This window comes from Escherichia sp. MOD1-EC6842 (assembly GCF_002965705.1).
GTDB classification, from domain to species: domain Bacteria; phylum Pseudomonadota; class Gammaproteobacteria; order Enterobacterales; family Enterobacteriaceae; genus Escherichia; species Escherichia ruysiae.
Genome location: NZ_PTRF01000006.1, coordinates 43,647 through 67,498, shown reverse-complemented (window position 1 = coordinate 67,498; position 23,852 = coordinate 43,647). Strand labels below are relative to the sequence as shown.

The following is a 23,852-nucleotide window of genomic DNA, read 5'->3' as shown; positions in this document are numbered from 1 at the left end:
TCACTTTTTTTTGATCTTAATTATCTAAAAGAAGAAAGGAATTTTAACCATAAAGATTATGACTGGCATATCAGAGGCAAGAACCAGATTACTGATGCGTATTTCACTACGCATACTAGCTTGAATAATTAGAAAGGGGAGGGTGATTACCAGCGTGGTAAGGGACAAGAAGCATTGCTCGTTAATAAACTTTGCAATGTCTCTCCATCAGGGAAAATTAATTCCGGCGCAATCTCAAACAGCGGCCACAGCATAAATCCACGATTTTTCATATCGTAGTGCGGAACGGTCAGGCGCTCGGTGTTAATCACCTGATTGCCAAACAACATAATGTCTAAATCGAGCGTGCGCGGCCCCCAGCGTTCGGCTTTACGGACGCGACCTTGCTGCAATTCAATACGCTGTGTGTGATTGAGTAACTCTTCGGGCGCGAGTGCGGTTTCCAGCGCCACGGCGGCGTTGAGGTAATCAGGTTGATCCTGCGGCCCCAGCGGTGGGGTGCGGTAAAACGAAGAAACGGCAAGAATGCAGCTTTCAGGGATATCACCGATTGCTTTCACGGCAGCATTGACCTGCTCCAGTGGAGAGGCCAGATTGCTGCCTATGGCAATATACGCCACTGTCATGCGGTGCCCTCACGACGCGGCGCGCGTTTGCGTGGGCGACGAGTACGACGACGCGTTGACGGTTCCTCGTCCAGTTCGTTAAGCATCCCTTTTTGATCCGGCGGCGCGGAAACCTGGAACTCACCCCACCATTTCACCAGACGTTGCAGTTCAGCGTTACGCTCAACTTCAGCTCGCAAGGCCAACAGGTCGTAAGCCGCACGGAACTTAGGATGCTCCAGCAGCTTCCACGCACGTTTACCCTGACGACGAGACATACGCAACTGTAGCTGCCAGATGTCGCGCGTTAAGGTAGTAAGACGTTTCGGGATCGCCAGTGAACGGCAGGCTTCGTCCAGCACATCGTTCATCGCCAGTGCGAAGGCGTCGTGATAGGTCAGGCCACTCTCCTGAGCGATCTTCTGTGCCGTCTCCAGCAGCGGATACCAGAACATGGCGGCAAACAAGAACGCCGGGTTCACACGCATATCGTTATGGATACGCGTGTCGGTATTCTTCAGTACCTGCTCAATAATGCGCTCCATCGGACTGTCGCCATTTTCCGTGAAGTAACGGGTAATGGTCGGGAACAGCGGCTGGAACAGATGATATTCACACAGCAGTTTATAGGTTTCGTAACCGTATCCCGCTTGTAGCAGTTTAAGAGACTCTTCAAACAGGCGTGCCGGAGGAATATCGTTCAATAAGGTAGCGAGGCGGGGGATCGGTTCTGCGGTTTCTGGGCTGATGCGCATCCCCAGTTTTGCAGCAAAACGTACCGCGCGCAGCATCCGTACCGGATCTTCACGGTAGCGCGTTTCCGGATTACCAATCAGACGGATAACGCCGTCTTTCAGATCCTTCATGCCGCCAACGTAATCGCGAACAGTAAAATCCGCGACGCTGTAATACAGGCTGTTGATAGTGAAATCGCGGCGCTGGGCGTCTTCTTCGATGGAACCGAAAATGTTGTCGCGTAGCAACATGCCGTTTTGCCCGCGTTGGGAGGTTGTGCGGTCGCTGACGTTACCTTCGTGGTGTCCACGGAAGGTTGCGACTTCGATAATCTCCGGGCCAAACATCACATGAGCAAGACGGAAACGGCGACCCACCAGGCGGCAGTTACGGAATAGTTTACGCACCTGCTCAGGCGTAGCGTTGGTGGTCACGTCAAAATCTTTCGGCTTTTTGCCAAGTAACAGGTCGCGCACGCCGCCGCCAACCAGCCAGGCTTCGTATCCCGCTTTATTGAGCCTGTACATTACCTTCAGGGCATTTTCACTGATATCTTTGCGGGAGATAGCATGTTGCTCACGCGGGATCACCGTTACCTGGGGACGGGCGGCAGCCTGTTCAGCTTCGCTTTCCTCGCGGCTTAGCACCTTGCGGCAAAAATTAGCGACTCGGGTAAAAATAGTACACCTCGGTAGTGTCAAACATCATTCAGGACAAAAAAATAGCGGCTAATCATAGCTCAGCATGACGCATTTGAGAATGTTGAATTTACAATTGCCGACTCAGGCACGGCGGTCAGCGTCCAGTTTTTGACGGCAGACTGAAGGATTTGCTCGACGCTGAAATCCTGCCAGTGTGTTTCTGTCTGCTGACCCAAAAATTGAAGCGCGGCGATTAACACCGGGCGCGGATCGCCTTTCGGTAACGCAGGCGCATGATTCTGCTTGGAAAGTTTAGCGCCTTGTGCGTTAAGTGCCAGCGGCAAATGAATGTAATCTGGCACTTGCCAGTCAAAAAGCTGGTACAGCGAGATTTGTCGCACCGTCGGTTCGATCAAATCTGCGCCACGGACAATTTCGCTCACGCCCTGGAAGTGATCGTCAACCACCACCGCCAGGTTATAGGCGAACAAACCATCACGGCGATGAATAATAAAATCTTCCCGCGCCAGTTTTTCGTCGGCGTGAATAATACCGCGCAACTGATCGGTAAACTGGATGACCGGATGCTGCTGGCGGATGCGTACTGCGGCGTTTTCTGAACCATGATGTAATTCACGGCAATGACCGTCGTAAATACCGCCAATGCTGTGAATACGCGCACGCGTACAGGTGCAGTAATAACTTAGCCCTTGCTCACGTAACCAGACGAGTGCTTCACGATAGGCGTCATGACGTTGCGATTGCCAGAGAACATCGCCGTCCCAGTGCAGACCGTAATGTTCCAGCTGGCGCAGGATTGTCTCTGCGGCACCGGGAACTTCACGAGGCGGGTCGATATCTTCAATGCGTACCAGCCAGCGACCTTGCCGGGCGCGTGCCTGTAGATAGCTACCAAGCGCGGCAATCAGAGAGCCAAAATGAAGCTCGCCGGAAGGAGAGGGGGCGAAGCGACCAATATAGTGTGTGTCTGTCATCTCGTTGAACAAAAAATAAGGCGGGAGCATTTCCCGCCTGTGGTAAACGTGATGGAACGGCTGTAATTAGCCAGCCATCTGTTTTTCGCGAATTTCAGCCAGCGTTTTGCAGTCGATGCACAGATCGGCTGTCGGGCGCGCTTCCAGACGACGAATACCAATTTCAACACCGCAGGATTCGCAGTAGCCGAAATCTTCGTCTTCCACTTTTTTCAGCGTCTTCTCGATCTTTTTGATCAGCTTACGCTCGCGATCGCGGTTACGCAGTTCGAGGCTGAACTCTTCTTCCTGGGCTGCACGGTCTACCGGATCCGGGAAGTTGGCTGCTTCATCCTGCATATGTGTAACGGTGCGATCGACTTCATCCCTGAGTTGATTACGCCATGCTTCCAGAATACGACGGAAGTGCGCCAGCTGGGCTTCATTCATATACTCTTCGCCCGGCTTCTCCTGATATGGTTCCACCCCAGCGATGGCGAGAATACTCAGGGACGATGTTTTACGGTTTTGCCCTTCTTGCATGTTGCTTCTCCTTAACACGCACTATCGATCCCCATGTTCGGGGGAAAAATGAGGCCGCTATAAATAGCAGATGCTTTTCCGGATAGCAATTATCTAAACGTAACACTTGACAACTGTGTGAGGAAAAGCGTATTTGCGCACGCGACCAGAATGTAAATTAACCAGTTACTTACTTTACTACAATGTAACCGGCAGTGATTTTTTAAGAGCCATGCCTTCAGCAGAAAGTTCCGCTTTATAAGCCAGAATTTCCACCCCCTTTTGTTGAGCCTCTGACAATAGTTGCGCGTATTTCTCATCGATGTGGCGCGCGGGTGAAAACCGTGTAATGGCTGAATGCAGCACGGCAAAAAAAATCACTGCACGCTGACCTTCAGCTGCTACGCTCATCAACTCCCGAAGATGTTTCTGACCTCGTTCAGTGACTGCATCGGGAAAGTATCCCTGTTCATTTTCCGCTAACGTAACCGATTTCACTTCAATATAGCAGTCAGGTCGAAACCTCGCCTGTAACATGAAGTCAATACGACTGCGCTCGGCGCCGTATTTTACTTCGCTTTTCAGCGAGCTATAGCCTGACAGTTCCGAAATATCCCCATTGAGGATAGCCTCTTTCGTCAATCTGTTTGCCCAAAGTGTATTGACGCAAATAAATGCACCGCTTTGGCTTTGGGTCAATTCCCAGGTGTGCGGATATTTCCGTTTTGTGCTGTCGGAAGTGGAATACCAGACGGTATCGCCAGGCGTTGCACAACCGGTCATCGCACCAGTATTAGGGCAGTGTAGCGTTAATTCGCGACCATCGGGTGTGATCACATCAGCTAAAAAGCGTTTATAACGCTGAACCAGCGTGGCGCGTTGTAGAGGGGGTGAAAATTTCATTGTGACAACCCTTGTTATTGCGTCAGTGTCCAGCGTTTTAGCGGCGTGTAGCGTGTGCGCCCACGGGCAAACGAGGAGGCGTAAAGAGTGAACTCCGTCACCGTATATGACCAGTTAAAACCTGGCGGCGGGATTGTCACCGCCTCGCTGGCGTCGCGCAATAAGGTGATATGCGGATGAAACGGTCGATTGCTTTGAAAACAACCACTGCGGGCGGCCTGCGAACGGAGCATATTTGCTAACTGGATTAAGCCGCGCGGTGGCTGACGCATCCCTAACCACACCACGCGCGAACGCAGCCACTGACCGGCGTCATCAAGCGTCAGAGTGAATCCCGGTTGACGAATCCGTCCGGCTAAAAGAGAAAGCGCCTTCTCTTTCTCTGCGCTCACTTCGCCTAAAAACGCCAGCGTCAGATGCAAATTTTCGGCGGCAACCGGACGCCCGGCTTCAGGCGGAAATTGTGCGGCGCGCCAGTGGATAATCTGCTCGCGAATTTCTGCGGGTAAGTCGATGGCAAAGAACAGCCGTTGCGGTTCAGACATGTGAGGTACTCGGTTATGAATTACCGCGATGCTACAATGTGGCGCGAAGAATGTTAACCCTCAGGAGCGTTTTGTGTCGTCGTTGCCCGTTGCTGCCGTCTTACCTGAATTACTTGCTGCTCTCGATACCGCACCGCAGGTGTTATTAAGCGCGCCGACCGGAGCCGGGAAATCGACCTGGTTGCCGCTGCAACTGCTGGCGCATCCAGGCATTAACGGAAAAATTATCCTGCTGGAGCCACGGCGTCTGGCGGCACGTAACGTTGCGCAACGACTGGCGGAGCTGCTTAACGAAAAGCCTGGTGACACGGTTGGCTACCGGATGCGTGCGCAAAACTGCGTGGGGCCGAATACCCGACTGGAAGTGGTTACGGAAGGCGTGCTGACGCGCATGATCCAACGCGACCCAGAGCTGAGCGGCGTCGGTATGGTGATCCTCGATGAATTTCACGAGCGTAGCTTGCAGGCGGATTTGGCGCTGGCACTATTGCTGGACGTGCAACAAGGGCTGCGCGATGACTTAAAACTGCTCATTATGTCGGCCACGCTGGATAACGATCGTTTGCAACAAATGCTGCCGCAAGCGCCGGTTATTGTTTCCGAAGGACGTTCGTATCCAGTAGAACGTCGCTATTTGCCGTTGTCCACACATCAACGCTTTGACGAGGCTGTCGCGGTTGCTACCGCCGAATTGCTGCGTCAGGAAAGCGGATCATTACTCTTATTTTTACCCGGCGTCGGAGAAATTCAGCGCGTTCAGGAACAACTGTCTTCGCGCATCGGCAGTGATGTGTTGCTCTGCCCGCTGTATGGCGCGTTGTCGCTGAACGATCAGCGAAAAGCGATCCTTCCGGCACCGCAAGGAATGCGTAAAGTGGTGCTGGCAACCAATATCGCTGAAACCAGTTTAACCATCGAAGGTATTCGCCTGGTGGTGGATTGTGCCCAGGAGCGTGTAGCGCGCTTTGATCCGCGCACGGGGCTTACGCGATTGATTACTCAACGCGTTAGTCAGGCATCAATGACGCAACGCGCCGGGCGTGCCGGGCGTCTGGAACCGGGTATTTGTCTGCATTTAATCGCCAAAGAACAAGCAGAACGCGCTGCCGCGCAAAGTGAACCGGAGATCTTACAAAGCGATCTCTCCGGTTTGCTGATGGAATTACTGCAATGGGGATGCAGCGATCCGGCGCAGATGAGTTGGCTTGATCAACCGCCAGCGGTGAATCTACAGGCCGCGAAACGCCTGTTAGGGATGCTGGGGGCACTGGACGGCGAACGGCTTAGTGCGCAAGGGCAAAAAATGGCGACACTGGGTAACGATCCACGTTTAGCGGCAATGCTGGTGAGCGCGAAGAGCGACGACGAAGCCGCAACCGCCGCAAAAATTGCTGCCATTCTCGAAGAGCCGCCACGGATGGGGAATAGCGATCTGGGTGTGGCGTTTTCGCGTAATCAACCGGCCTGGCAGCAACGCAGTCAACAGCTATTAAAACGCTTAAATGTGCGTGGCGGCGAGGCAGACAGTTCGCTTATCGCGCCGTTACTTGCTGAGGCGTTTGCCGATCGCATTGCTCGTCGTCGTGGGCAAGAAGGGCGCTATCAGCTGGCGAACGGCATGGGAGCGATGCTGGACACCGATGATGCCTTAAGCCGCCATGAATGGCTGGTCGCACCGTTATTATTGCAGGGCAGCGCCTCGCCGGATGCGCGAATTTTACTGGCGCTACCGGTCGATATCGATGAGTTAATACAGCGTTGTCCGCAGCTATTACGGCAGTCTGATACCGTTGAATGGGACGATGTGCAAGGCACACTAAAAGCCTGGCGTCGGTTGCAGATTGGTCAGCTCACAGTAAAAGTACAGCCGCTGGCGAAACCGTCGGAAGATGAATTACATCATGCAATGCTCAACGGTATTCGCGATAAAGGTCTCAGTGTACTTAACTGGACACCGGAAGCGGAACAGCTACGTTTGCGTTTGCTGTGTGCTGCGAAGTGGCTACCGGAATATGACTGGCCAGCGGTTGATGAGGCAAATTTGCTGGCGACGCTGGAAGCGTGGTTGTTGCCACATATGAGCGGTGTACATTCACTGCGTGGCCTGAAATCACTCGATATTTACCAGGCGCTGCGCGGGTTACTTGATTGGGGAATGCAGCAACGGCTGGATAGTGAACTTCCTGCGCATTACACTGTGCCGACGGGAAGCCGGATCGCCATTCGTTATCATGAAGATAACCCGCCCGCGCTGGCGGTGAGAATGCAGGAGATGTTTGGCGAGGCCACCAATCCGACGATCGCCCAGGGGCGCGTGCCGCTGGTGCTGGAGTTGCTTTCACCCGCCCAAAGGCCGCTGCAAATCACGCGTGATTTAAGCGCCTTCTGGCAGGGGGCGTATCGCGAAGTGCAAAAAGAGATGAAAGGGCGTTATCCCAAACATGTCTGGCCGGACGACCCCGCCAACACCGCGCCGACGCGCCGGACGAAAAAGTATTCGTAAAACGGGTATGGGCAGTCCCCTCGCCCCTATGGGGAGAGGGATAGGGTGAGGGGTAATGTGCGCGCTGATGCCCTCACCCCGGCCCTCTCCCACAGGGAGAGGGAGAAAAGCAATTTTGAGAGATATCTTCTTCTGTCTTGCAACGGAAGAACAGAAAATCGGGCTTTTGCGCCTGAATATTGCGGAGAAAAAGTATGGCCGGGAATGACCGCGAGCCAATTGGACGCAAAGGGAAACCGACGCGTCCTGTCAAACAAAAGGTAAGCCGTCGTCGTTACGAAGATGACGATGATTATGATGACTATGAGGATGAAGAACCGATGCCGCGCAAAGGTAAGGGCAAAGGGCGTAAGCCTCGTGGTAAACGCGGCTGGCTCTGGCTGCTACTGAAACTGGGCATCGTATTTGCGGTGTTAATCGCCGTTTACGGGGTTTATCTCGATCAAAAAATTCGCAGCCGTATTGATGGCAAGGTCTGGCAATTGCCAGCGGCAGTTTATGGTCGGATGGTAAACCTTGAGCCAGACATGACTATCAGCAAGAACGAGATGGTGAAACTGTTAGAGGCGACCCAATATCGTCAGGTGTCGAAGATGACCCGTCCTGGCGAATTTACCGTGCAGGCTAACAGCATTGAGATGATCCGCCGTCCGTTTGATTTCCCGGATAGTAAAGAAGGGCAGGTGCGTGCGCGCCTGACCTTTGATGGCGATCATCTGGCGACCATCGTCAATATGGAGAACAACCGTCAGTTCGGCTTCTTCCGTCTTGATCCGCGCCTGATCACCATGATCTCCTCGCCAAACGGTGAGCAGCGTCTGTTTGTGCCGCGCAGTGGATTCCCGGATCTGCTGGTGGATACCTTGCTGGCGACGGAAGACCGTCATTTCTATGAGCATGATGGGATCAGCCTCTACTCAATTGGGCGTGCGGTGCTGGCAAACCTGACCGCCGGTCGCACGGTGCAGGGGGCGAGTACGCTGACGCAACAGTTGGTGAAAAACTTGTTCCTTTCCAGTGAGCGTTCTTACTGGCGTAAAGCGAACGAAGCTTATATGGCGCTGATCATGGATGCGCGTTACAGCAAAGACCGCATTCTTGAGCTGTATATGAACGAGGTGTATCTCGGTCAGAGCGGTGACAACGAAATCCGTGGTTTCCCGCTGGCGAGCCTGTACTACTTTGGTCGTCCGGTGGAAGAGTTGAGCCTTGACCAGCAGGCGCTGTTAGTCGGTATGGTGAAAGGCGCGTCAATTTACAACCCGTGGCGTAACCCAAAACTGGCACTGGAGCGACGTAATCTGGTGCTGCGATTGCTGCAACAACAGCAGATTATTGATCAAGAACTCTACGACATGTTGAGCGCGCGTCCGCTGGGCGTTCAGCCGCGCGGTGGGGTAATCTCTCCACAGCCTGCTTTTATGCAACTGGTACGTCAGGAGCTGCAGGCGAAACTGGGCGATAAAGTGAAAGATCTCTCCGGCGTGAAGATCTTCACTACCTTTGACTCGGTGGCTCAGGACGCGGCAGAAAAAGCTGCCGTGGAAGGTATTCCGGCACTGAAGAAACAGCGTAAGTTGAGCGATCTGGAAACGGCTATTGTGGTTGTTGACCGCTTTAGCGGTGAGGTTCGTGCCATGGTCGGTGGTTCGGAACCGCAGTTTGCGGGTTATAACCGTGCGATGCAGGCGCGTCGTTCGATTGGTTCACTGGCAAAACCAGCGACTTATCTGACGGCCTTAAGCCAGCCGAAAATCTATCGTCTGAACACGTGGATTGCCGACGCCCCCATCGCGCTGCGTCAGCCGAACGGTCAGGTCTGGTCACCGCAGAACGATGATCGTCGCTATAGCGAAAGCGGCAGAGTGATGCTGGTGGATGCGTTGACCCGTTCTATGAACGTGCCAACGGTAAATCTGGGGATGGCGCTGGGGCTGCCTGCGGTTACGGACACCTGGATTAAGCTGGGCGTGCCGAAAGATCAGCTGAATCCGGTTCCGGCTATGTTACTGGGGGCGTTGAACTTAACGCCAATCGAAGTGGCGCAGGCATTCCAGACTATCGCCAGCGGAGGTAACCGCGCACCGCTTTCTGCACTGCGTTCAGTGATTGCTGAAGATGGTAAAGTGCTCTATCAGAGTTTCCCGCAGGCGGAACGCGCTGTTCCGGCGCAGGCGGCGTATCTGACATTGTGGACCATGCAGCAGGTTGTACAACGCGGTACGGGTCGTCAGCTTGGGGCGAAATATCCAAATCTGCATCTGGCAGGGAAAACAGGGACTACCAACAACAACGTTGATACCTGGTTTGCGGGCATTGACGGCAGCACGGTGACCATCACCTGGGTTGGCCGCGATAACAACCAGCCAACTAAACTGTATGGCGCCAGTGGGGCGATGTCGATTTACCAGCGTTATCTGGCGAACCAGACGCCAACGCCGCTGAATCTTGTACCGCCGGAAGATATTGTGGATATGGGCGTGGACTACGACGGTAACTTTGTTTGCAGCGGTGGTATGAGAACCTTGCCAGTATGGACCAGCGATCCTGATTCGTTGTGCCAGCAAAGCGAGATTCAACAGCAGCCGTCGGGCAATCCGTTTGATCAGTCTTCTCAGCCGCAGCAACCTGCGCAACAGGAGCAGAAAGACAGCGACGGCGTAGCAGGCTGGATCAAGGACATGTTTGGCAGTAATTAACGTTCTCAGGCAGTAATGCGTTGATACTAATGGCAGGTTCTCTGTTGATACAGGGAACCTGCTAAATTTAGTGGGATGCAAATATCAGAAGAAATTGACCTGTTTAATATTCAACGCAATGAATTTAAATATTTTTTGCGTGAAACATTCTTCCTTTGATGCCAACAGACATCCTCTCAGAATAGTCGATGAAAGCGTATCGACACAGCCTTTGCCGGACTTAATGAGAAAGCGAATCAAAAAGGTAAATAGTGAATGACTATAGCAGTGCACGCTAATGAGGTATCTCTCAACGTTGTTATTGGTATTAATGAGGGGGGCAAAAGATGATGCGCTCTGGTCAGCAAGTATCACATCCTGAGAATCACTATCAGGCATTATTGCAGGAAATTATGGCATTAAGTGGCCTGGATCCGAAAGGCGTGGCGCAGTATCTCGGCACTTCTTACATTTCAGTTGCTCGCTGGATTCGCGGGGATATTGAACCCAGTGCCGATACGATAAAAGAATTGCATGAGCTACTTGCGAAGCTCAATGCGGGTCTGGCGATCGATCTTGCGAATCTGAATACGACACGAACATTCGCCTCTCGTGGGATACGTAAAAAAACGACAGCCGACAAATATGAAGGCACGATTGTGCTGCGCGATGAGCCGGGGCTGCCTCTGCTCTCCCGACTTAAAAAAGGAGAACTTTGGGGCAATGGTGAATACCTGTTGGCTGAAATTCTTTCATCGCATTCTGAAGCTGCGCAGACCGTGAAAGAGGCTGTGGCGGAGGGCGTTTCAGCAGGAAAGAATACGTATACTTATGACGCGCATACATATCACACCAAAGTTCCGCCTCAAGGGATTGCCCAGGTGCTGCAAAAATATTTGCCCGAAGGCGGACTGGTGCTTGATCCCTTTGCGGGAAGCGGTATGACAGGGGTCGCGGCACTGACGACCGGTCATGATGTCATTCTCAATGAACTGTCACCTGCAGCCAGTTTTATCGCTAATCGATTTACATCGCAATGCGATCCCGCTGCGCTCGCGGCGGCGGTAAAAGTAGTTACTGAGAGTCTGGAGGATCTGCGTAAAACCCTTTACACAACGCAATGCCGTACCTGTGGAAAAGAGGCAGAGTTGCTCTTTACTGTCTGGTCATACAAAGTCATTTGCAGCGAGTGTAGTAAGGAGTTTGTGCTTTGGGACGAATGCCGTAGCTACGGTAACACTGTGCGCGAACATAAATTTTTGCGCGAGTTCCCGTGCCCTTATTGTCATCATCAGGTCAAAAAATCGCGCCTTGCCCGAACGACGCCAGTGCCGGTTCTCGTGGGGTATAAATGCTGCGGTAAAGCTCAGTCCGAGGTGCCGCCTGTGGAGGCCGATCTCAAGCTCATTGCCGCAATTGACGCAGGCAAATATCTTGCTGAGGGGTTCATCCCGGATTTCGATCTACCAGATGGAGTGAATCTGGCACAGCCCAAGCGTCATGGCCTGACTAACATAAAGCATTTTTATACTGCCAGAAATCTGGCGGCGATGAGCCAGTTGTGGAAAGCGATTCATCGCGTTGAAGATACCAATATTGCCGCATTTCTCGGCTTTGTTTTCACTTCGCTCTATCAGCGTGTGACCCGGCTTTCTGAGTACCGTTTTTGGGGCGGCAGCGGTAATACGGCAAATTTTAATGTCCCGTATATTTTCAATGAAGCGAATATCTTTTTGACCTTCGAACGCAAGGCCAGATCAATTATTGATCACCTTGAAACCACGGCTAAAGCCTACGTTGGTCGTTGTCAGGTTAAAACGGGTTCTGCGACCGATCTTTCGTTTCTGCCGGATAATAGTGTTGATCTGATTTTCACCGATCCGCCGTTTGGAGCCAACATTAACTATAGCGAAATGAATATGTTGTGGGAGTCCTGGTTAATGTCCTATACGGATGCCACGGATGAAGCCATAGTTAATCGCGTACAAAAAAAGGATGCCAACAGATATCAGGAATTAATGACGCAGAGTCTGGCTGAAAGTTATCGTGTGCTAAGACCAGGACACTGGATGGTGTTGGTATTTATGAACTCTTCGGAGGACATCTGGAATCGTCTGCGTAATGCAGTGCTGGATGCTGGTTTTACCATTGAAAGGATCGATATTTTCGACAAGCAGCATGGTACGTTTAAGCAATTTGTTAGCGATAACACCGCAGGTGCTGATCTCATGCTGCATTGTCGTAAAGTTGAAAATGGCAACAAGCAGGAAGTGTCAACGGCGGAGGCGAAAACCATTTCAGTTAAGGAATTCCTGAGCCAGCGAAATGGTACGATCCCCGTGCTTCCTTATCTGCACGTTAAACGTGAGGCTGATATTGATTATCGCACTCTCTACAGCGAATATCTGGCTGAAAGTCTTTTACTGCATGGGAAAATGTTGGACTTCGCGACCTTCAGGTCTCAGGCAATTGCTCTTTTGGAAGGTAATAAGGATCCGTTGTAATGGCATACTTACAAGCATTTACTGATACTGAAAAGGTATTTGCTAAACGGTGGTTGGCAACTCAGGTTGCCGCCATGATGGGCAGAAAGCTGGAGGAAGGTGACTGGAGTCGCGTTTACTGCCTGGCAAAAAATATTCCTGATGGTGGCTGGAGCAATTTACATATTGATGTCAATTATCAGGGATTGGGGCTGGAGATGAAACTCTTGCGCATAGCAGGCCTGCGTGACAGACCGATCAAGTCAGTCTGCGGCACTACGCTTATGCACCCGGCTGCAACGCGTTCGATCCGTATTGATGATACCACTCGTGATGCTAACGACGTGATGCATGACGTCTTCCAGCAATACGCAGAGCTTATAGAACGTCGAACGCAAACGGTAAGAGATGCCGCACCTCATAAGACCCCTGATATGCGTACAGGCTGGCTACTATGGGAGGATAGTCTGACGGAATTCCTCTATTTTGAAGAGCGGATGATCCCGCCAAATCCGGAGCAGTACACAGCGGTATGGAATGTTACTCCAGCTAAAGGGGCACGTAAGGCCAGCAAAAGTTTGTGGATATATGACCGGGATACAAAGCAGAAACGCTATTCCGTGACGACCAGTGCGGGTATCAAGATCCAGCCATATTTTGACGTGCCGCTGCCGTCAGACGAGAACCTTTGTTATTTTCGCGTGCAGAGTGAACCGGTGAATGAAGAGATCGTCCGCATGTGGGTTTCTGCCTCCACCGCTCAGGCACTAAAAAGCCGTCTGGGTTCGCTCGACACTGCCACCATGAATGAAGCAATTTTCCGTGCCATTGAACAGAGTGAGAACAACACTCAGGCGCCGGAAGTTGATGAAGGACTGGCGGTTTCTATAGATATCAGTAAACAAGCGCACGTTCAGCTTGCGGAAGCCTGGGAGACCGTGAGCGATGAGCATCGCGCGCAGCTTCTTCTGAAAGCGTTATCCTGACGCGGCTTGTATAGACTGGGGAATAAATCACTACGCCTTGTGGAATGAATGAACACAGGGCGTAGATAAGTCAATATCAGTAACATCCCGCCTAAACAATTAACCCTTTCTTTTCATCTGATTGTTTATTGACCCTTCAGGGGCGCGCATATTGCGTACCGCTTGCGAACCCGTCAGCCTTTCGAATATTATCTTATCTTTATAATAATCATTCTCGTTTACGTTATCATTCACTTTACATCAGAGATATACCAATGGCGCGTTACAAAACTGCTCAGCCAAAACACTCGCTGCGTAAAATCGCAGTTGTAGTAGCCACAGCGGTTAGCGGCATGTCTGTTTATGCACAGGCAGCGGTTGAACCGAAAGAAGACACTATCACCGTTACCGCTGCACCTGCGCCGCAAGAAAGCGCATGGGGGCCGGCTGCAACTATTGCGGCGCGACAGTCCGCTACCGGCACCAAAACAGATACGCCGATTCAAAAAGTGCCACAGTCTATTTCTGTTGTGACCGCCGAAGAGATGGCGCTGCATCAGCCTAAGTCAGTAAAAGAGGCGCTCAGCTACACGCCAGGTGTCTCTGTTGGTACGCGTGGCGCATCCAACACCTATGACCACCTGATCATTCGCGGTTTTGCGGCAGAAGGCCAAAGCCAGAATAACTATCTGAATGGCCTGAAGTTGCAGGGCAACTTCTATAACGATGCGGTCATTGACCCGTATATGCTGGAACGCGCTGAAATTATGCGTGGCCCGGTTTCCGTGCTTTACGGTAAAAGCAGTCCTGGCGGCCTGTTGAACATGGTCAGCAAGCGCCCGACTACCGAACCGCTGAAAGAAGTTCAGTTTAAAGCCGGTACTGACAGCCTGTTCCAGACTGGTTTTGACTTTAGCGATGCGCTGGATGATGACGGCGTTTACTCTTATCGTCTGACCGGTCTTGCGCGTTCTGCCAATGCTCAGCAGAAAGGGTCAGAAGAGCAGCGTTATGCTATTGCACCGGCGTTCACCTGGCGTCCGGACGATAAAACCAATTTCACCTTCCTTTCTTACTTCCAGAACGAGCCGGAAACCGGTTATTACGGCTGGTTGCCGAAAGAGGGAACCGTTGAGCCGCTGCCGAATGGTAAGCGTCTGCCGACGGACTTTAACGAAGGGGCGAAGAACAACACCTATTCTCGTAATGAGAAGATGGTGGGCTACAGCTTCGACCACGAATTTAACGATACCTTTACTGTGCGTCAGAACCTGCGCTTTGCGGAAAACAAAACCTCGCAAAACAGCGTTTATGGTTACGGTGTCTGCTCCGATCCGGCGAATGCTTACAGCCAACAATGTGCGGCATTAGCGCCAGCGGACAAAGGCCATTATCTGGCGCGTAAATATGTCGTTGATGATGAGAAGCTGCAAAACTTCTCTGTTGATACCCAGCTGCAGAGCAAATTTGCCACTGGCGATATTGACCACACCCTGCTGACGGGTGTTGATTTCATGCGTATGCGTAACGACATCAACGCCTGGTTTGGTTACGACGACTCCGTACCGCTGCTCGATCTGTACAATCCGGTGAATACCGATTTCGATTTCAATGCGAAAGATCCGGCAAACTCCGGCCCTTACCGCATTCTGAATAAGCAGAAGCAAACGGGTATTTACGTTCAGGATCAGGCGCAGTGGGATAAAGTTCTGGTCACCCTGGGCGGTCGTTATGACTGGGCGGATCAAGAATCTCTTAACCGCGTTGCCGGGACGACCGATAAACGTGATGACAAACAGTTTACCTGGCGTGGTGGTGTTAACTACCTGTTTGATAATGGCGTAACACCTTACTTCAGTTATAGCGAATCGTTTGAACCTTCTTCCCAGGTCGGAAAGGATGGTAATATTTTCGCACCATCTAAAGGTAAGCAGTACGAAGTCGGCGTGAAATATGTACCGGAAGATCGCCCAATTGTGGTGACAGGTGCACTGTATAATCTCACCAAAACCAATAACCTGATGGCGGACCCTGAGGGTTCCTTCTTCTCGGTTGAAGGTGGCGAGATCCGCGCACGTGGCGTAGAAATCGAAGCAAAAGCGGCATTGTCGGCGAGTGTTAACGTGGTGGGTTCTTATACCTACACCGATGCGGAATACACCACCGATACTACCTACAAAGGCAATACGCCTGCGCAGGTGCCAAAACACATGGCTTCTCTGTGGGCTGACTACACCTTCTTTGACGGCCCACTTTCAGGTCTGACACTGGGCACCGGTGGTCGTTATACAGGCTCCAGCTATGGTGATCCGGCTAACTCCTTTAAAGTGGGAAGTTATACGGTCGTGGATGCGTTAGTGCGTTATGATCTGGCGCGAGTCGGTATGGCTGGCTCCAACGTGGCGCTGCATGTTAACAACCTGTTCGATCGTGAATACGTCGCCAGCTGCTTTAACACTTATGGCTGCTTCTGGGGCGCAGAACGTCAGGTCGTTGCAACCGCAACCTTCCGTTTCTAATTTCTCTTTTGGGGCACGGATTTCCGTGCCCGTTTCACAAGTTGGCTGTTATGCAGGAATACACGAATCATTCCGATACCACTTTTGCACTGCGTAATATCTCCTTTCGTGTGCCTGGGCGCACGCTTTTGCATCCGCTGTCGTTAACCTTTCCTGCCGGGAAAGTGACCGGTCTGATTGGTCACAACGGTTCCGGTAAATCCACGTTACTGAAAATGCTCGGTCGTCATCAGCCGCCGTCGGAAGGTGAAATTCTTCTTGATGCCCAGCCGCTGGAAAGCTGGAGCAGCAAAGCGTTCGCCCGCAAAGTGGCTTATTTGCCGCAGCAGCTTCCTCCGGCAGAAGGGATGACGGTGCGTGAACTGGTGGCGATTGGTCGTTACCCGTGGCATGGCGCGCTGGGGCGCTTTGGCGCGGTAGATCGCGAAAAGGTCGAGGAAGCTATCTCGCTGGTTGGCTTAAAACCGCTGGCGCAGCGGCTGGTCGATAGTCTCTCTGGCGGCGAGCGTCAGCGGGCATGGATCGCCATGCTGGTGGCGCAGGATAGCCGCTGTCTGTTGCTGGACGAACCGACCTCGGCGCTGGATATCGCCCACCAGGTTGATGTGCTGGCGCTGGTGCATCGTTTAAGTCAGGAGCGTGGCCTGACGGTCATTGCCGTGCTGCACGATATCAATATGGCTGCGCGTTACTGTGATTATCTGGTCGCCCTGCGCGGCGGTGAAATGATTGCTCAGGGAACGCCTGCGGAAATTATGCGCGGCGAAACCCTCGAAATGATTTATGGCATCCCGATGGGTATTTTGCCGCATCCGGCGGGTGCTGCACCTGTGAGTTTTGTTTATTGATGAGCGGCTTACCTCTTATTTCGCGCCGTCGACTGTTAACGGCGATGGCGCTTTCTCCGTTGTTATGGCAGATGAATACCGCCCACGCGGCGGCTATTGATCCCAATCGTATTGTGGCGCTGGAGTGGTTGCCGGTGGAATTACTGCTGGCGCTCGGCATCGTGCCTTACGGCGTGGCGGACACCATCAACTATCGCTTGTGGGTCAGCGAACCACCATTGCCGGACTCAGTGATTGACGTTGGTTTGCGCACAGAACCTAACCTCGAACTGCTGACCGAAATGAAACCATCGTTTATGGTCTGGTCGGCGGGATATGGCCCTTCACCTGAAATGCTGGCACGTATTGCGCCGGGACGCGGATTTAACTTCAGCGACGGCAAACAGCCATTGGCGATGGCGCGTAAATCGCTGACGGAAATGGCAGATTTACTTAACCTGCAAAGCGCAGCGGAAATGCATTTAGCGCAATATGAAGACTTTATCCGCAGCATGAAACCCCGCTTTGTAAAGCGAGGATCGCGTCCGTTACTGCTGACGACGCTTATCGATTCGCGCCATATGTTGGTCTTCGGTCCAAACAGCTTATTCCAGGAAATTCTTGATGAGTACGGCATCCCAAATGCCTGGCAAGGGGAAACCAACTTTTGGGGCAGTACCGCCGTCAGTATCGATCGTCTGGCAGCCTATAAAGACGTTGATGTGCTCTGTTTTGATCACGACAACAGCAAAGACATGGACGCGTTAATGGCGACGCCGCTGTGGCAGGCAATGCCGTTTGTCCGTGCCGGACGCTTTCAGCGCGTACCCGCCGTCTGGTTCTATGGTGCGACGCTCTCGGCAATGCATTTTGTGCGTATTCTGGATAACGCCATCGGAGGTCAAGCGTGAGTAAACGAATTGCGCTTTTCCCGGCGTTATTACTGGCGCTGCTGGTGATTGCCGCTGCGGCGTTGACCTGGATGAACTTCTCGCAGGCGCTGCCGCGTAGCCAGTGGGCGCAGGCTGCCTGGTCGCCGGATATTGACGTCATTGAGCAGATGATTTTTCACTACAGCTTGCTGCCGCGTCTGGCGATTTCACTGCTGGTTGGCGCAGGTCTGGGGCTGGTAGGCGTGCTGTTTCAGCAAGTGCTGCGTAACCCGCTGGCGGAACCGACCACGCTGGGCGTCGCAACGGGCGCACAACTGGGGATTACCGTCACTACGCTCTGGGCGATCCCCGGCGCGATGGCGAGCCAGTTTGCCGCGTTGGCAGGGGCTTGTGTTGTTGGCTTAATTGTCTTTGGCGTCGCGTGGGGGAAACGGCTTTCGCCGGTAACGCTGATCCTCGCGGGTCTGGTGGTGAGCCTTTATTGTGGGGCAATCAATCAGTTACTGGTTATCTTCCATCACGACCAGCTGCAAAGCATGTTCCTGTGGAGCACAGGAACGCTGACGCAAACCGACTGGGGCGGCGTTGAGCGTTTATGGCCGCAGCTGCTGGGTGGCGTGATGCTGACGTTACTGCTACTTCGTCCGTTAACCCTGATGGGGCTTGATGATGGCGTGGCGCGCAATCTCGGGCTGGCCTTGTCGCTGGCGCGTCTGGCGGCGCTGTCGCTGGCGATTGTCATCAGTGCTCTGCTGGTGAATGCGGTAGGGATTATCGGCTTTATCGGGTTGTTCGCACCACTGCTGGCGAAAATGCTGGGGGCGCGGCGTTTGCTGCCACGGTTGATGCTGGCGTCGCTGATTGGTGCGCTGATCCTCTGGCTTTCCGATCAAATCATCCTCTGGCTGACTCGCGTGTGGATGGAGGTTTCCACCGGTTCGGTCACTGCGCTCATCGGTGCGCCGCTGCTGTTGTGGCTGCTGCCGCGTTTACGCAGCATTAGCGCGCCAGATATGAAGGTGAACGATCGTGTCGCGACTGAACGCCAACATGTGCTGGCGTTTGCCCTCGCTGGCGGCGTGCTGCTGTTGATTGCTGTGGTTGTGGCGTTGTCGTTTGGTCGTGATGCGCACGGCTGGACGTGGGCGAGCGGGGCGCTGCTTGATGATTTAATGCCCTGGCGCTGGCCACGAATTATGGCAGCACTGTTTGCGGGCGTCATGCTGGCGGTGGCGGGCTGCATTATTCAGCGGTTGACCGGAAACCCGATGGCAAGCCCGGAAGTGCTGGGGATTAGCTCCGGTGCGGCGTTTGGCGTAGTGTTGATGCTGTTTCTGGTGCCGGGCAATGCCTTTGGCTGGCTGTTGCCTGCGGGAAGTCTTGGCGCGGCGGTGACCTTGTTAATCATTATGATCGCCGCCGGTCGAGGTGGATTTTCCCCACACCGGATGCTGCTTGCGGGGATGGCGTTAAGCACCGCGTTCACCATGCTTTTGATGATGTTGCAGGCGAGTGGTGACCCGCGAATGGCGCAAGTGCTGACCTGGATTTCCGGTTCGACCTACAACGCGACCGATGCACAGGTCTGGCGCACAGGAATTGTGATGGTGATTTTGCTGGCGATTACCCCGCTGTGCCGCCGCTGGCTGACCATTTTGCCGCTGGGTGGCGATACCGCACGAGCTGTGGGAATGGCGCTGACGCCGACGCGAATTGCGTTGCTGCTGTTAGCGGCTTGCCTGACAGCGACCGCGACGATGACTATTGGACCGTTGAGTTTTGTTGGTCTGATGGCACCGCATATTGCGCGGATGATGGGCTTTCGACGAACGATGCCGCATATTGTGATTTCGGCGCTGGTGGGAGGTTTGCTGCTGGTATTCGCTGACTGGTGTGGGCGGATGGTGCTGTTTCCGTTCCAGATCCCAGCGGGGTTGCTATCGACGTTTATTGGCGCGCCGTACTTTATCTATTTGTTGAGAAAGCAGAGCCGTTAATTGAATGCCTCGCCCGGTGGGCGAGGCAAAATCATCACAACTTCGCAAACACCCGACGCGCAGCATCGATGGTGTTATTGATATCTTCCATGCTGTGCGCCACAGACATAAAACCCGCTTCAAACGCTGACGGTGCCAGATATACACCTTCATCCAGCATCATATGGAAGAAACGCTTAAAGCGTTCCACGTCACAAGCCATCACGTCCTGGTAGCACGTCACGGACTCGGCGTCGGTAAAGAAAATACCGAACATGCCGCCAACATGGTTAACGACCAGCGGAATTCCCGCTTCTTCTGCCGCTTCCAGCAGACCTTCCGCCAGACGCGTGGTTAACTCATTCAGCGTTTCGTGAATGCCCGGCTGTGCGACTTCATTCAGACAGGCGAAACCTGCTGCCATCGCAATTGGGTTACCGGAAAGCGTACCAGCCTGATAGACCGGGCCGGTCGGAGCCAGTGCATCCATTACATCACGACGACCGCCGAATGCGCCTACTGGCATCCCACCGCCGATGATTTTGCCCAGGCAGGTGAGATCCGGCACCACGCCGTAATAATCCTGTGCGCCTGCCAGCGCCACGCGGAAACCGGTCATAACTTCATCGATGATCAGCAACGCGCCAAACTCGTCACACAGCGCGCGCAGACCCGGCAGGAACTCTGGCAGCGGAGGAACACAGTTCATGTTGCCTGCCACTGGCTCGACGATAATGCAGGCAATCTCTTGCGGATACTGTTCAAACGCGGCGCGTACAGACGCCAGATCGTTATAGGTACAGGTTAAGGTATGTTTGGCGAAATCTGCCGGAACGCCCGGAGAGTTTGGCTGACCTAACGTGAGCGCGCCAGAACCGGCTTTCACCAGCAGGCAGTCAGCGTGGCCGTGGTAACAACCTTCGAATTTAATGATTTTGTCGCGACCGGTAAAACCACGCGCCAGGCGGATGGCGCTCATCGTTGCTTCGGTGCCAGAGTTCACCATGCGCACCATATCCATCGTCGGCACGAGTTCGGTCACCAGCTCTGCCATTTTTACTTCCATTTCGGTCGGCGCACCAAAGCTCAGACCACGTTCAGCGGCTTCAATCACTGCATTGCGGATCGCCGGATGATTATGACCCAGCACCATCGGCCCCCAGGAACCGACATAATCGATATAGGCTTTGCCATCAACGTCGTACAGATAAGCGCCGTCCGCTTTTTCGATAAACAGTGGAGTACCGCCCACGCCGGTAAAGGCGCGAACAGGAGAGTTCACACCGCCAGGGATCAGCTCGCGCGCTGCGCTGTATAGGTTTTCAGACTTACTCATGGAGGGTTCCTGATTCGTAGAAAAAGTGAATGGCTGCTATTCTATGTTATTCATAACAAGTTAAATACTCGTCAAACATCAGGTTGCTTATACTGCTGCAACCTGGATTTCTAAGAGTATAAAAGTTTTGGGTATTTGAAACATTACGCTTTGCAAAGGATTTTCATGGAACGAGCGAGTAAAATGCCGTCATCTTATTTGTATGACCAATATGTGATCATTGGATGAAAACTGAAACTCCTTCTTATGAAATACCGCAGGCCGCGCGTCTGCGACGCAGACAACTGATTCGCCAACTTCTTGAGCGCGACAAAACACCATTAGCCATTTTGTTTATGGCGGCGGTCGTCGGCACCCTTGTCGGGCTGGCTGCAGTTGCTTTTGACAAAGGCGTCGCCTGGTTGCAAAACCAACGTATGGGTGCGCTGGTACATACTGCTGATAATTACCCACTTCTGTTAACCGTCGCTTTTCTTTGTTCGGCGGTGCTGGCAATGTTCGGCTACTTTCTGGTGCGTAAATACGCGCCAGAAGCAGGTGGTTCAGGGATTCCGGAAATTGAAGGGGCGCTGGAAGATCAACGTCCCGTTCGCTGGTGGCGTGTTTTGCCGGTGAAATTCTTTGGCGGGTTGGGGACACTCGGTGGTGGTATGGTTCTGGGGCGTGAAGGACCAACCGTGCAGATCGGCGGTAACATTGGCCGTATGGTGCTTGATATTTTCCGCATGAAAGGTGATGAAGCTCGCCACACGTTGCTGGCAACCGGTGCAGCGGCGGGGCTGGCGGCGGCCTTTAACGCGCCGCTCGCGGGTATTCTATTTATTATCGAAGAGATGCGTCCGCAGTTTCGCTATACGTTAATTTCGATTAAAGCGGTATTTATTGGCGTCATTATGTCGACCATTATGTATCGGATTTTTAATCATGAAGTTGCGCTGATTGACGTCGGTAAACTTTCTGACGCGCCGCTCAATACCCTGTGGCTTTATCTGATCCTCGGCATTATTTTTGGTATCTTCGGCCCTGTTTTTAATAAATGGGTTCTGGGGATGCAGGATTTGCTGCACCGTGTGCACGGCGGCAATATCACTAAATGGGTGTTGATGGGCGGTGCGATTGGCGGTCTGTGCGGGTTGTTGGGTTTCGTTGCACCAGAAACTTCGGGCGGCGGTTTTAACCTGATTCCTATCGCTACGGCGGGGAATTTCAGCATGGGAATGCTGATATTTATTTTTGTCGCGCGAGTGATCACTACGCTGCTCTGCTTCTCTTCTGGCGCGCCGGGCGGTATTTTCGCTCCGATGCTGGCGCTCGGTACGGTTTTGGGAACGGCATTTGGCATGGCTGCCACGGAGATATTTCCGCAATACCACCTTGAAGCAGGGACATTTGCTATAGCTGGAATGGGGGCGTTACTGGCGGCCTCTGTTCGTGCGCCGTTGACCGGGATCATCCTGGTGCTTGAGATGACAGATAACTATCAGCTCATTTTGCCAATGATTATTACCGGTCTTGGCGCAACACTATTAGCACAATTTACTGGTGGAAAACCGTTATACTCGGCGATTCTTGCCCGCACGCTGGCAAAACAGGAAGCGGAGCAGCTGGCGAGAAGCAAGGCCGTGGCTGCCAGCGAGAATACTTGAACGAAATACCAGGGTATTAGATAATGGCAGTTATTATTGGGTTAGAATTTGCCCAATTGCCGATGTCGTTTGGAGCAAAATATGAGTGATGACGTAGCACTGCCGCTGGAGTTTACCGACGCAGCAGCCAACAAAGTTAAAAGCCTGATCGCTGACGAAGATAACCCGAATCTGAAATTACGCGTGTATATCACCGGTGGCGGTTGCAGCGGCTTCCAGTATGGTTTCACCTTTGATGATCAGGTGAACGAAGGCGATATGACCATCGAAAAACAGGGCGTTGGCCTGGTGGTTGATCCGATGAGCCTGCAATATCTGGTCGGCGGTTCCGTTGATTATACCGAAGGTCTGGAAGGTTCACGCTTCATCGTAACCAACCCGAATGCGAAAAGCACCTGCGGTTGCGGTTCTTCCTTCAGCATCTAATCTGCTGTTAATGTGCCGGATAAACTATCCGGCACACCTTCTCTCTTCAACGCCCATTCTCATCCAGCGCAAACGTCGGCAATTTCAGATGCCACCGAATAGCCGCCAGCCGAATCAATAGCGTTACAACCATTCCCATCATACTGGCTGTTTCCAGCGGTACGGAGAAGGTGTAATGAGCTGTAGCGTGGACAATACCGCCGATAATACAGGCCGTCGCGTAGATTTCTGTGCGTAATATCATCGGAACTTCGCGCGCCAGTACATCGCGGATGATCCCGCCGCCAACGCCGGTGATCACACCCATACAAACCGCGATTAACGGACCGGCTTCCGCATTAAAGGCTTTGTTGACACCAATGCCAACAAACACTGCCAGACCAACAGCATCCAGCACCGGCAGCATCCATTTGGGTAAGCGCCTTGGCTGGCGTACCAGAACGATAGTCAGCATACTGGTCACCATCGCGACGACCAGATCGGTGGGATCTTTCACCCAAAATACCGGACCGTGATCCAGCGCCATGTCGCGAATTGTCCCGCCACCTACTGCGGTAACCACGCCCAGAACCAGGACGCCAAAAGGGTCCATACGCAATTTTCCGGCCAGCAAAACGCCGGAGATGGCAAATACCGCTGTACCGACTATATCCAGCCAATAGACGAGCATTTTTC

The 23,852-nt window shown here is 52.9% G+C and carries 20 protein-coding genes; 12 read left to right on the top strand and 8 right to left on the bottom strand.

Annotated elements, in window-relative coordinates; all coding sequences use genetic code 11:
- Positions 1 to 146: 146 nt before the first annotated feature.
- From folK to thpR, 6 genes are all read right to left on the bottom strand, one after another.
- Positions 147 to 626 (bottom strand): 2-amino-4-hydroxy-6-hydroxymethyldihydropteridine diphosphokinase, encoded by a 480-nt coding sequence (gene folK / locus A7Z29_RS09185; RefSeq protein ID WP_000215154.1) that lies wholly within the window; start codon positions 624 to 626, stop codon positions 147 to 149.
- Positions 623 to 2,020, bottom strand: coding sequence for a polynucleotide adenylyltransferase PcnB (gene pcnB / locus A7Z29_RS09180; protein ID WP_204116109.1), 1,398 nt, complete (start codon positions 2,018 to 2,020; stop codon positions 623 to 625). Before pcnB ends, folK begins: the two co-directional genes overlap by 4 nt.
- A gap of 59 nt (positions 2,021 to 2,079) precedes the next feature.
- Positions 2,080 to 2,976: a tRNA glutamyl-Q(34) synthetase GluQRS gene (gene gluQRS, locus A7Z29_RS09175; protein WP_038808913.1), complete on the bottom strand. Its 897-nt coding sequence runs from the start codon at positions 2,974 to 2,976 to the stop codon at positions 2,080 to 2,082.
- A 66-nt stretch (positions 2,977 to 3,042) separates the two neighbouring features.
- Positions 3,043 to 3,498, bottom strand: coding sequence for an RNA polymerase-binding protein DksA (gene dksA, locus A7Z29_RS09170; RefSeq protein ID WP_001155227.1), 456 nt, complete (start codon positions 3,496 to 3,498; stop codon positions 3,043 to 3,045).
- A gap of 177 nt (positions 3,499 to 3,675) precedes the next feature.
- Positions 3,676 to 4,380: a DNA/RNA nuclease SfsA gene (sfsA, locus tag A7Z29_RS09165; protein WP_085460337.1), complete on the bottom strand. Its 705-nt coding sequence runs from the start codon at positions 4,378 to 4,380 to the stop codon at positions 3,676 to 3,678.
- Between the two features lie 14 nt (positions 4,381 to 4,394).
- Positions 4,395 to 4,925 carry an RNA 2',3'-cyclic phosphodiesterase gene (gene thpR, locus A7Z29_RS09160; protein WP_001294672.1) on the bottom strand — a complete coding sequence of 177 codons (531 nt, stop codon included), beginning with the start codon at positions 4,923 to 4,925 and terminating at the stop codon, positions 4,395 to 4,397.
- Between the two features lie 73 nt (positions 4,926 to 4,998).
- Here thpR and hrpB point away from each other — a divergent pair, with 73 nt between their 5' ends.
- The 8 genes from hrpB (at position 4,999) to fhuB (ending at position 19,790) form a co-directional block, all read left to right on the top strand.
- The gene (gene hrpB, locus A7Z29_RS09155) at positions 4,999 to 7,428 is read left to right on the top strand and encodes an ATP-dependent helicase HrpB (protein WP_085460338.1); all 2,430 of its coding nucleotides are present in this window, start codon (positions 4,999 to 5,001) and stop codon (positions 7,426 to 7,428) included.
- A 194-nt stretch (positions 7,429 to 7,622) separates the two neighbouring features.
- Entirely contained in the window at positions 7,623 to 10,127 is a 2,505-nt protein-coding gene (gene mrcB / locus A7Z29_RS09150; RefSeq protein ID WP_000918200.1) for a bifunctional glycosyl transferase/transpeptidase, read from the top strand.
- 422 nt (positions 10,128 to 10,549) lie between these two features.
- Positions 10,550 to 12,610 carry a DNA methyltransferase gene (locus tag A7Z29_RS09145; RefSeq protein WP_286135315.1) on the top strand — a complete coding sequence of 687 codons (2,061 nt, stop codon included), beginning with the start codon at positions 10,550 to 10,552 and terminating at the stop codon, positions 12,608 to 12,610.
- The gene (locus A7Z29_RS09140; protein WP_000323819.1) at positions 12,610 to 13,575 is read left to right on the top strand and encodes a hypothetical protein; all 966 of its coding nucleotides are present in this window, start codon (positions 12,610 to 12,612) and stop codon (positions 13,573 to 13,575) included. The genes A7Z29_RS09145 and A7Z29_RS09140 overlap by 1 nt, the downstream gene beginning before the upstream one ends.
- Positions 13,576 to 13,829: 254 nt before the next feature.
- Positions 13,830 to 16,073 carry a ferrichrome porin FhuA gene (gene fhuA, locus A7Z29_RS09135; RefSeq protein ID WP_000135208.1) on the top strand — a complete coding sequence of 748 codons (2,244 nt, stop codon included), beginning with the start codon at positions 13,830 to 13,832 and terminating at the stop codon, positions 16,071 to 16,073.
- Positions 16,074 to 16,123: 50 nt separating this feature from the next.
- Complete coding sequence (gene fhuC / locus A7Z29_RS09130) at positions 16,124 to 16,921, top strand: Fe3+-hydroxamate ABC transporter ATP-binding protein FhuC (RefSeq protein ID WP_085460341.1); 798 nt, start codon at positions 16,124 to 16,126, stop codon at positions 16,919 to 16,921.
- On the top strand, positions 16,921 to 17,811 hold the full coding sequence (gene fhuD, locus A7Z29_RS09125) for a Fe(3+)-hydroxamate ABC transporter substrate-binding protein FhuD (RefSeq protein WP_085460342.1): 891 nt from the start codon (positions 16,921 to 16,923) through the stop codon (positions 17,809 to 17,811). The genes fhuC and fhuD overlap by 1 nt, the downstream gene beginning before the upstream one ends.
- Positions 17,808 to 19,790: a Fe(3+)-hydroxamate ABC transporter permease FhuB gene (fhuB, locus tag A7Z29_RS09120; RefSeq protein ID WP_105290121.1), complete on the top strand. Its 1,983-nt coding sequence runs from the start codon at positions 17,808 to 17,810 to the stop codon at positions 19,788 to 19,790. Before fhuD ends, fhuB begins: the two co-directional genes overlap by 4 nt.
- Before the next feature lie 34 nt (positions 19,791 to 19,824).
- Here fhuB and hemL read toward each other — a convergent pair whose 3' ends face one another.
- On the bottom strand, positions 19,825 to 21,105 hold the full coding sequence (hemL, locus tag A7Z29_RS09115; protein ID WP_000045244.1) for a glutamate-1-semialdehyde 2,1-aminomutase: 1,281 nt from the start codon (positions 21,103 to 21,105) through the stop codon (positions 19,825 to 19,827).
- A gap of 165 nt (positions 21,106 to 21,270) precedes the next feature.
- On the opposite strand from hemL, the gene A7Z29_RS23670 reads away from it, so the two are divergent.
- Genes A7Z29_RS23670 through erpA form a run of 4 tightly spaced genes read left to right on the top strand, consistent with a single transcriptional unit; the run spans position 21,271 to position 23,177 of the window.
- The gene (locus tag A7Z29_RS23670) at positions 21,271 to 21,333 is read left to right on the top strand and encodes a hypothetical protein (protein WP_212741837.1); all 63 of its coding nucleotides are present in this window, start codon (positions 21,271 to 21,273) and stop codon (positions 21,331 to 21,333) included.
- Positions 21,330 to 22,751: a H(+)/Cl(-) exchange transporter ClcA gene (gene clcA, locus A7Z29_RS09110; RefSeq protein ID WP_000846361.1), complete on the top strand. Its 1,422-nt coding sequence runs from the start codon at positions 21,330 to 21,332 to the stop codon at positions 22,749 to 22,751. Before A7Z29_RS23670 ends, clcA begins: the two co-directional genes overlap by 4 nt.
- Before the next feature lie 23 nt (positions 22,752 to 22,774).
- Positions 22,775 to 22,840 (top strand): small protein YadW, encoded by a 66-nt coding sequence (gene yadW / locus A7Z29_RS23205; RefSeq protein WP_122998795.1) that lies wholly within the window; start codon positions 22,775 to 22,777, stop codon positions 22,838 to 22,840.
- Positions 22,833 to 23,177 (top strand): iron-sulfur cluster insertion protein ErpA, encoded by a 345-nt coding sequence (erpA, locus tag A7Z29_RS09105; RefSeq protein WP_001295564.1) that lies wholly within the window; start codon positions 22,833 to 22,835, stop codon positions 23,175 to 23,177. Before yadW ends, erpA begins: the two co-directional genes overlap by 8 nt.
- A 46-nt stretch (positions 23,178 to 23,223) precedes the next feature.
- Here erpA and A7Z29_RS09100 read toward each other — a convergent pair whose 3' ends face one another.
- Positions 23,224 to 23,847, bottom strand: coding sequence for a TRIC cation channel family protein (locus A7Z29_RS09100; RefSeq protein WP_000964226.1), 624 nt, complete (start codon positions 23,845 to 23,847; stop codon positions 23,224 to 23,226).
- Positions 23,848 to 23,852: the final 5 nt, after the last annotated feature.

Bases quoted from the DNA above. Each gene is read 5' to 3' on its own strand.
- folK (WP_000215154.1), bottom strand. From the start codon at position 626: ATGACAGTGGCGTATATTGCCATAGGCAGCAATCTGGCCTCTCCACTG.
- gluQRS (WP_038808913.1), bottom strand. From the start codon at position 2,976: ATGACAGACACACACTATATTGGTCGCTTCGCCCCCTCTCCTTCCGGC.
- dksA (WP_001155227.1), bottom strand. From the start codon at position 3,498: ATGCAAGAAGGGCAAAACCGTAAAACATCGTCCCTGAGTATTCTCGCC.
- sfsA (WP_085460337.1), bottom strand. From the start codon at position 4,380: ATGAAATTTTCACCCCCTCTACAACGCGCCACGCTGGTTCAGCGTTAT.
- thpR (WP_001294672.1), bottom strand. From the start codon at position 4,925: ATGTCTGAACCGCAACGGCTGTTCTTTGCCATCGACTTACCCGCAGAA.
- mrcB (WP_000918200.1), top strand. From the start codon at position 7,623: ATGGCCGGGAATGACCGCGAGCCAATTGGACGCAAAGGGAAACCGACG.
- A7Z29_RS09140 (WP_000323819.1), top strand. From the start codon at position 12,610: ATGGCATACTTACAAGCATTTACTGATACTGAAAAGGTATTTGCTAAA.
- fhuA (WP_000135208.1), top strand. From the start codon at position 13,830: ATGGCGCGTTACAAAACTGCTCAGCCAAAACACTCGCTGCGTAAAATC.
- fhuC (WP_085460341.1), top strand. From the start codon at position 16,124: ATGCAGGAATACACGAATCATTCCGATACCACTTTTGCACTGCGTAAT.
- fhuD (WP_085460342.1), top strand. From the start codon at position 16,921: ATGAGCGGCTTACCTCTTATTTCGCGCCGTCGACTGTTAACGGCGATG.
- hemL (WP_000045244.1), bottom strand. From the start codon at position 21,105: ATGAGTAAGTCTGAAAACCTATACAGCGCAGCGCGCGAGCTGATCCCT.
- clcA (WP_000846361.1), top strand. From the start codon at position 21,330: ATGAAAACTGAAACTCCTTCTTATGAAATACCGCAGGCCGCGCGTCTG.
- erpA (WP_001295564.1), top strand. From the start codon at position 22,833: ATGAGTGATGACGTAGCACTGCCGCTGGAGTTTACCGACGCAGCAGCC.
- A7Z29_RS09100 (WP_000964226.1), bottom strand. From the start codon at position 23,847: ATGCTCGTCTATTGGCTGGATATAGTCGGTACAGCGGTATTTGCCATC.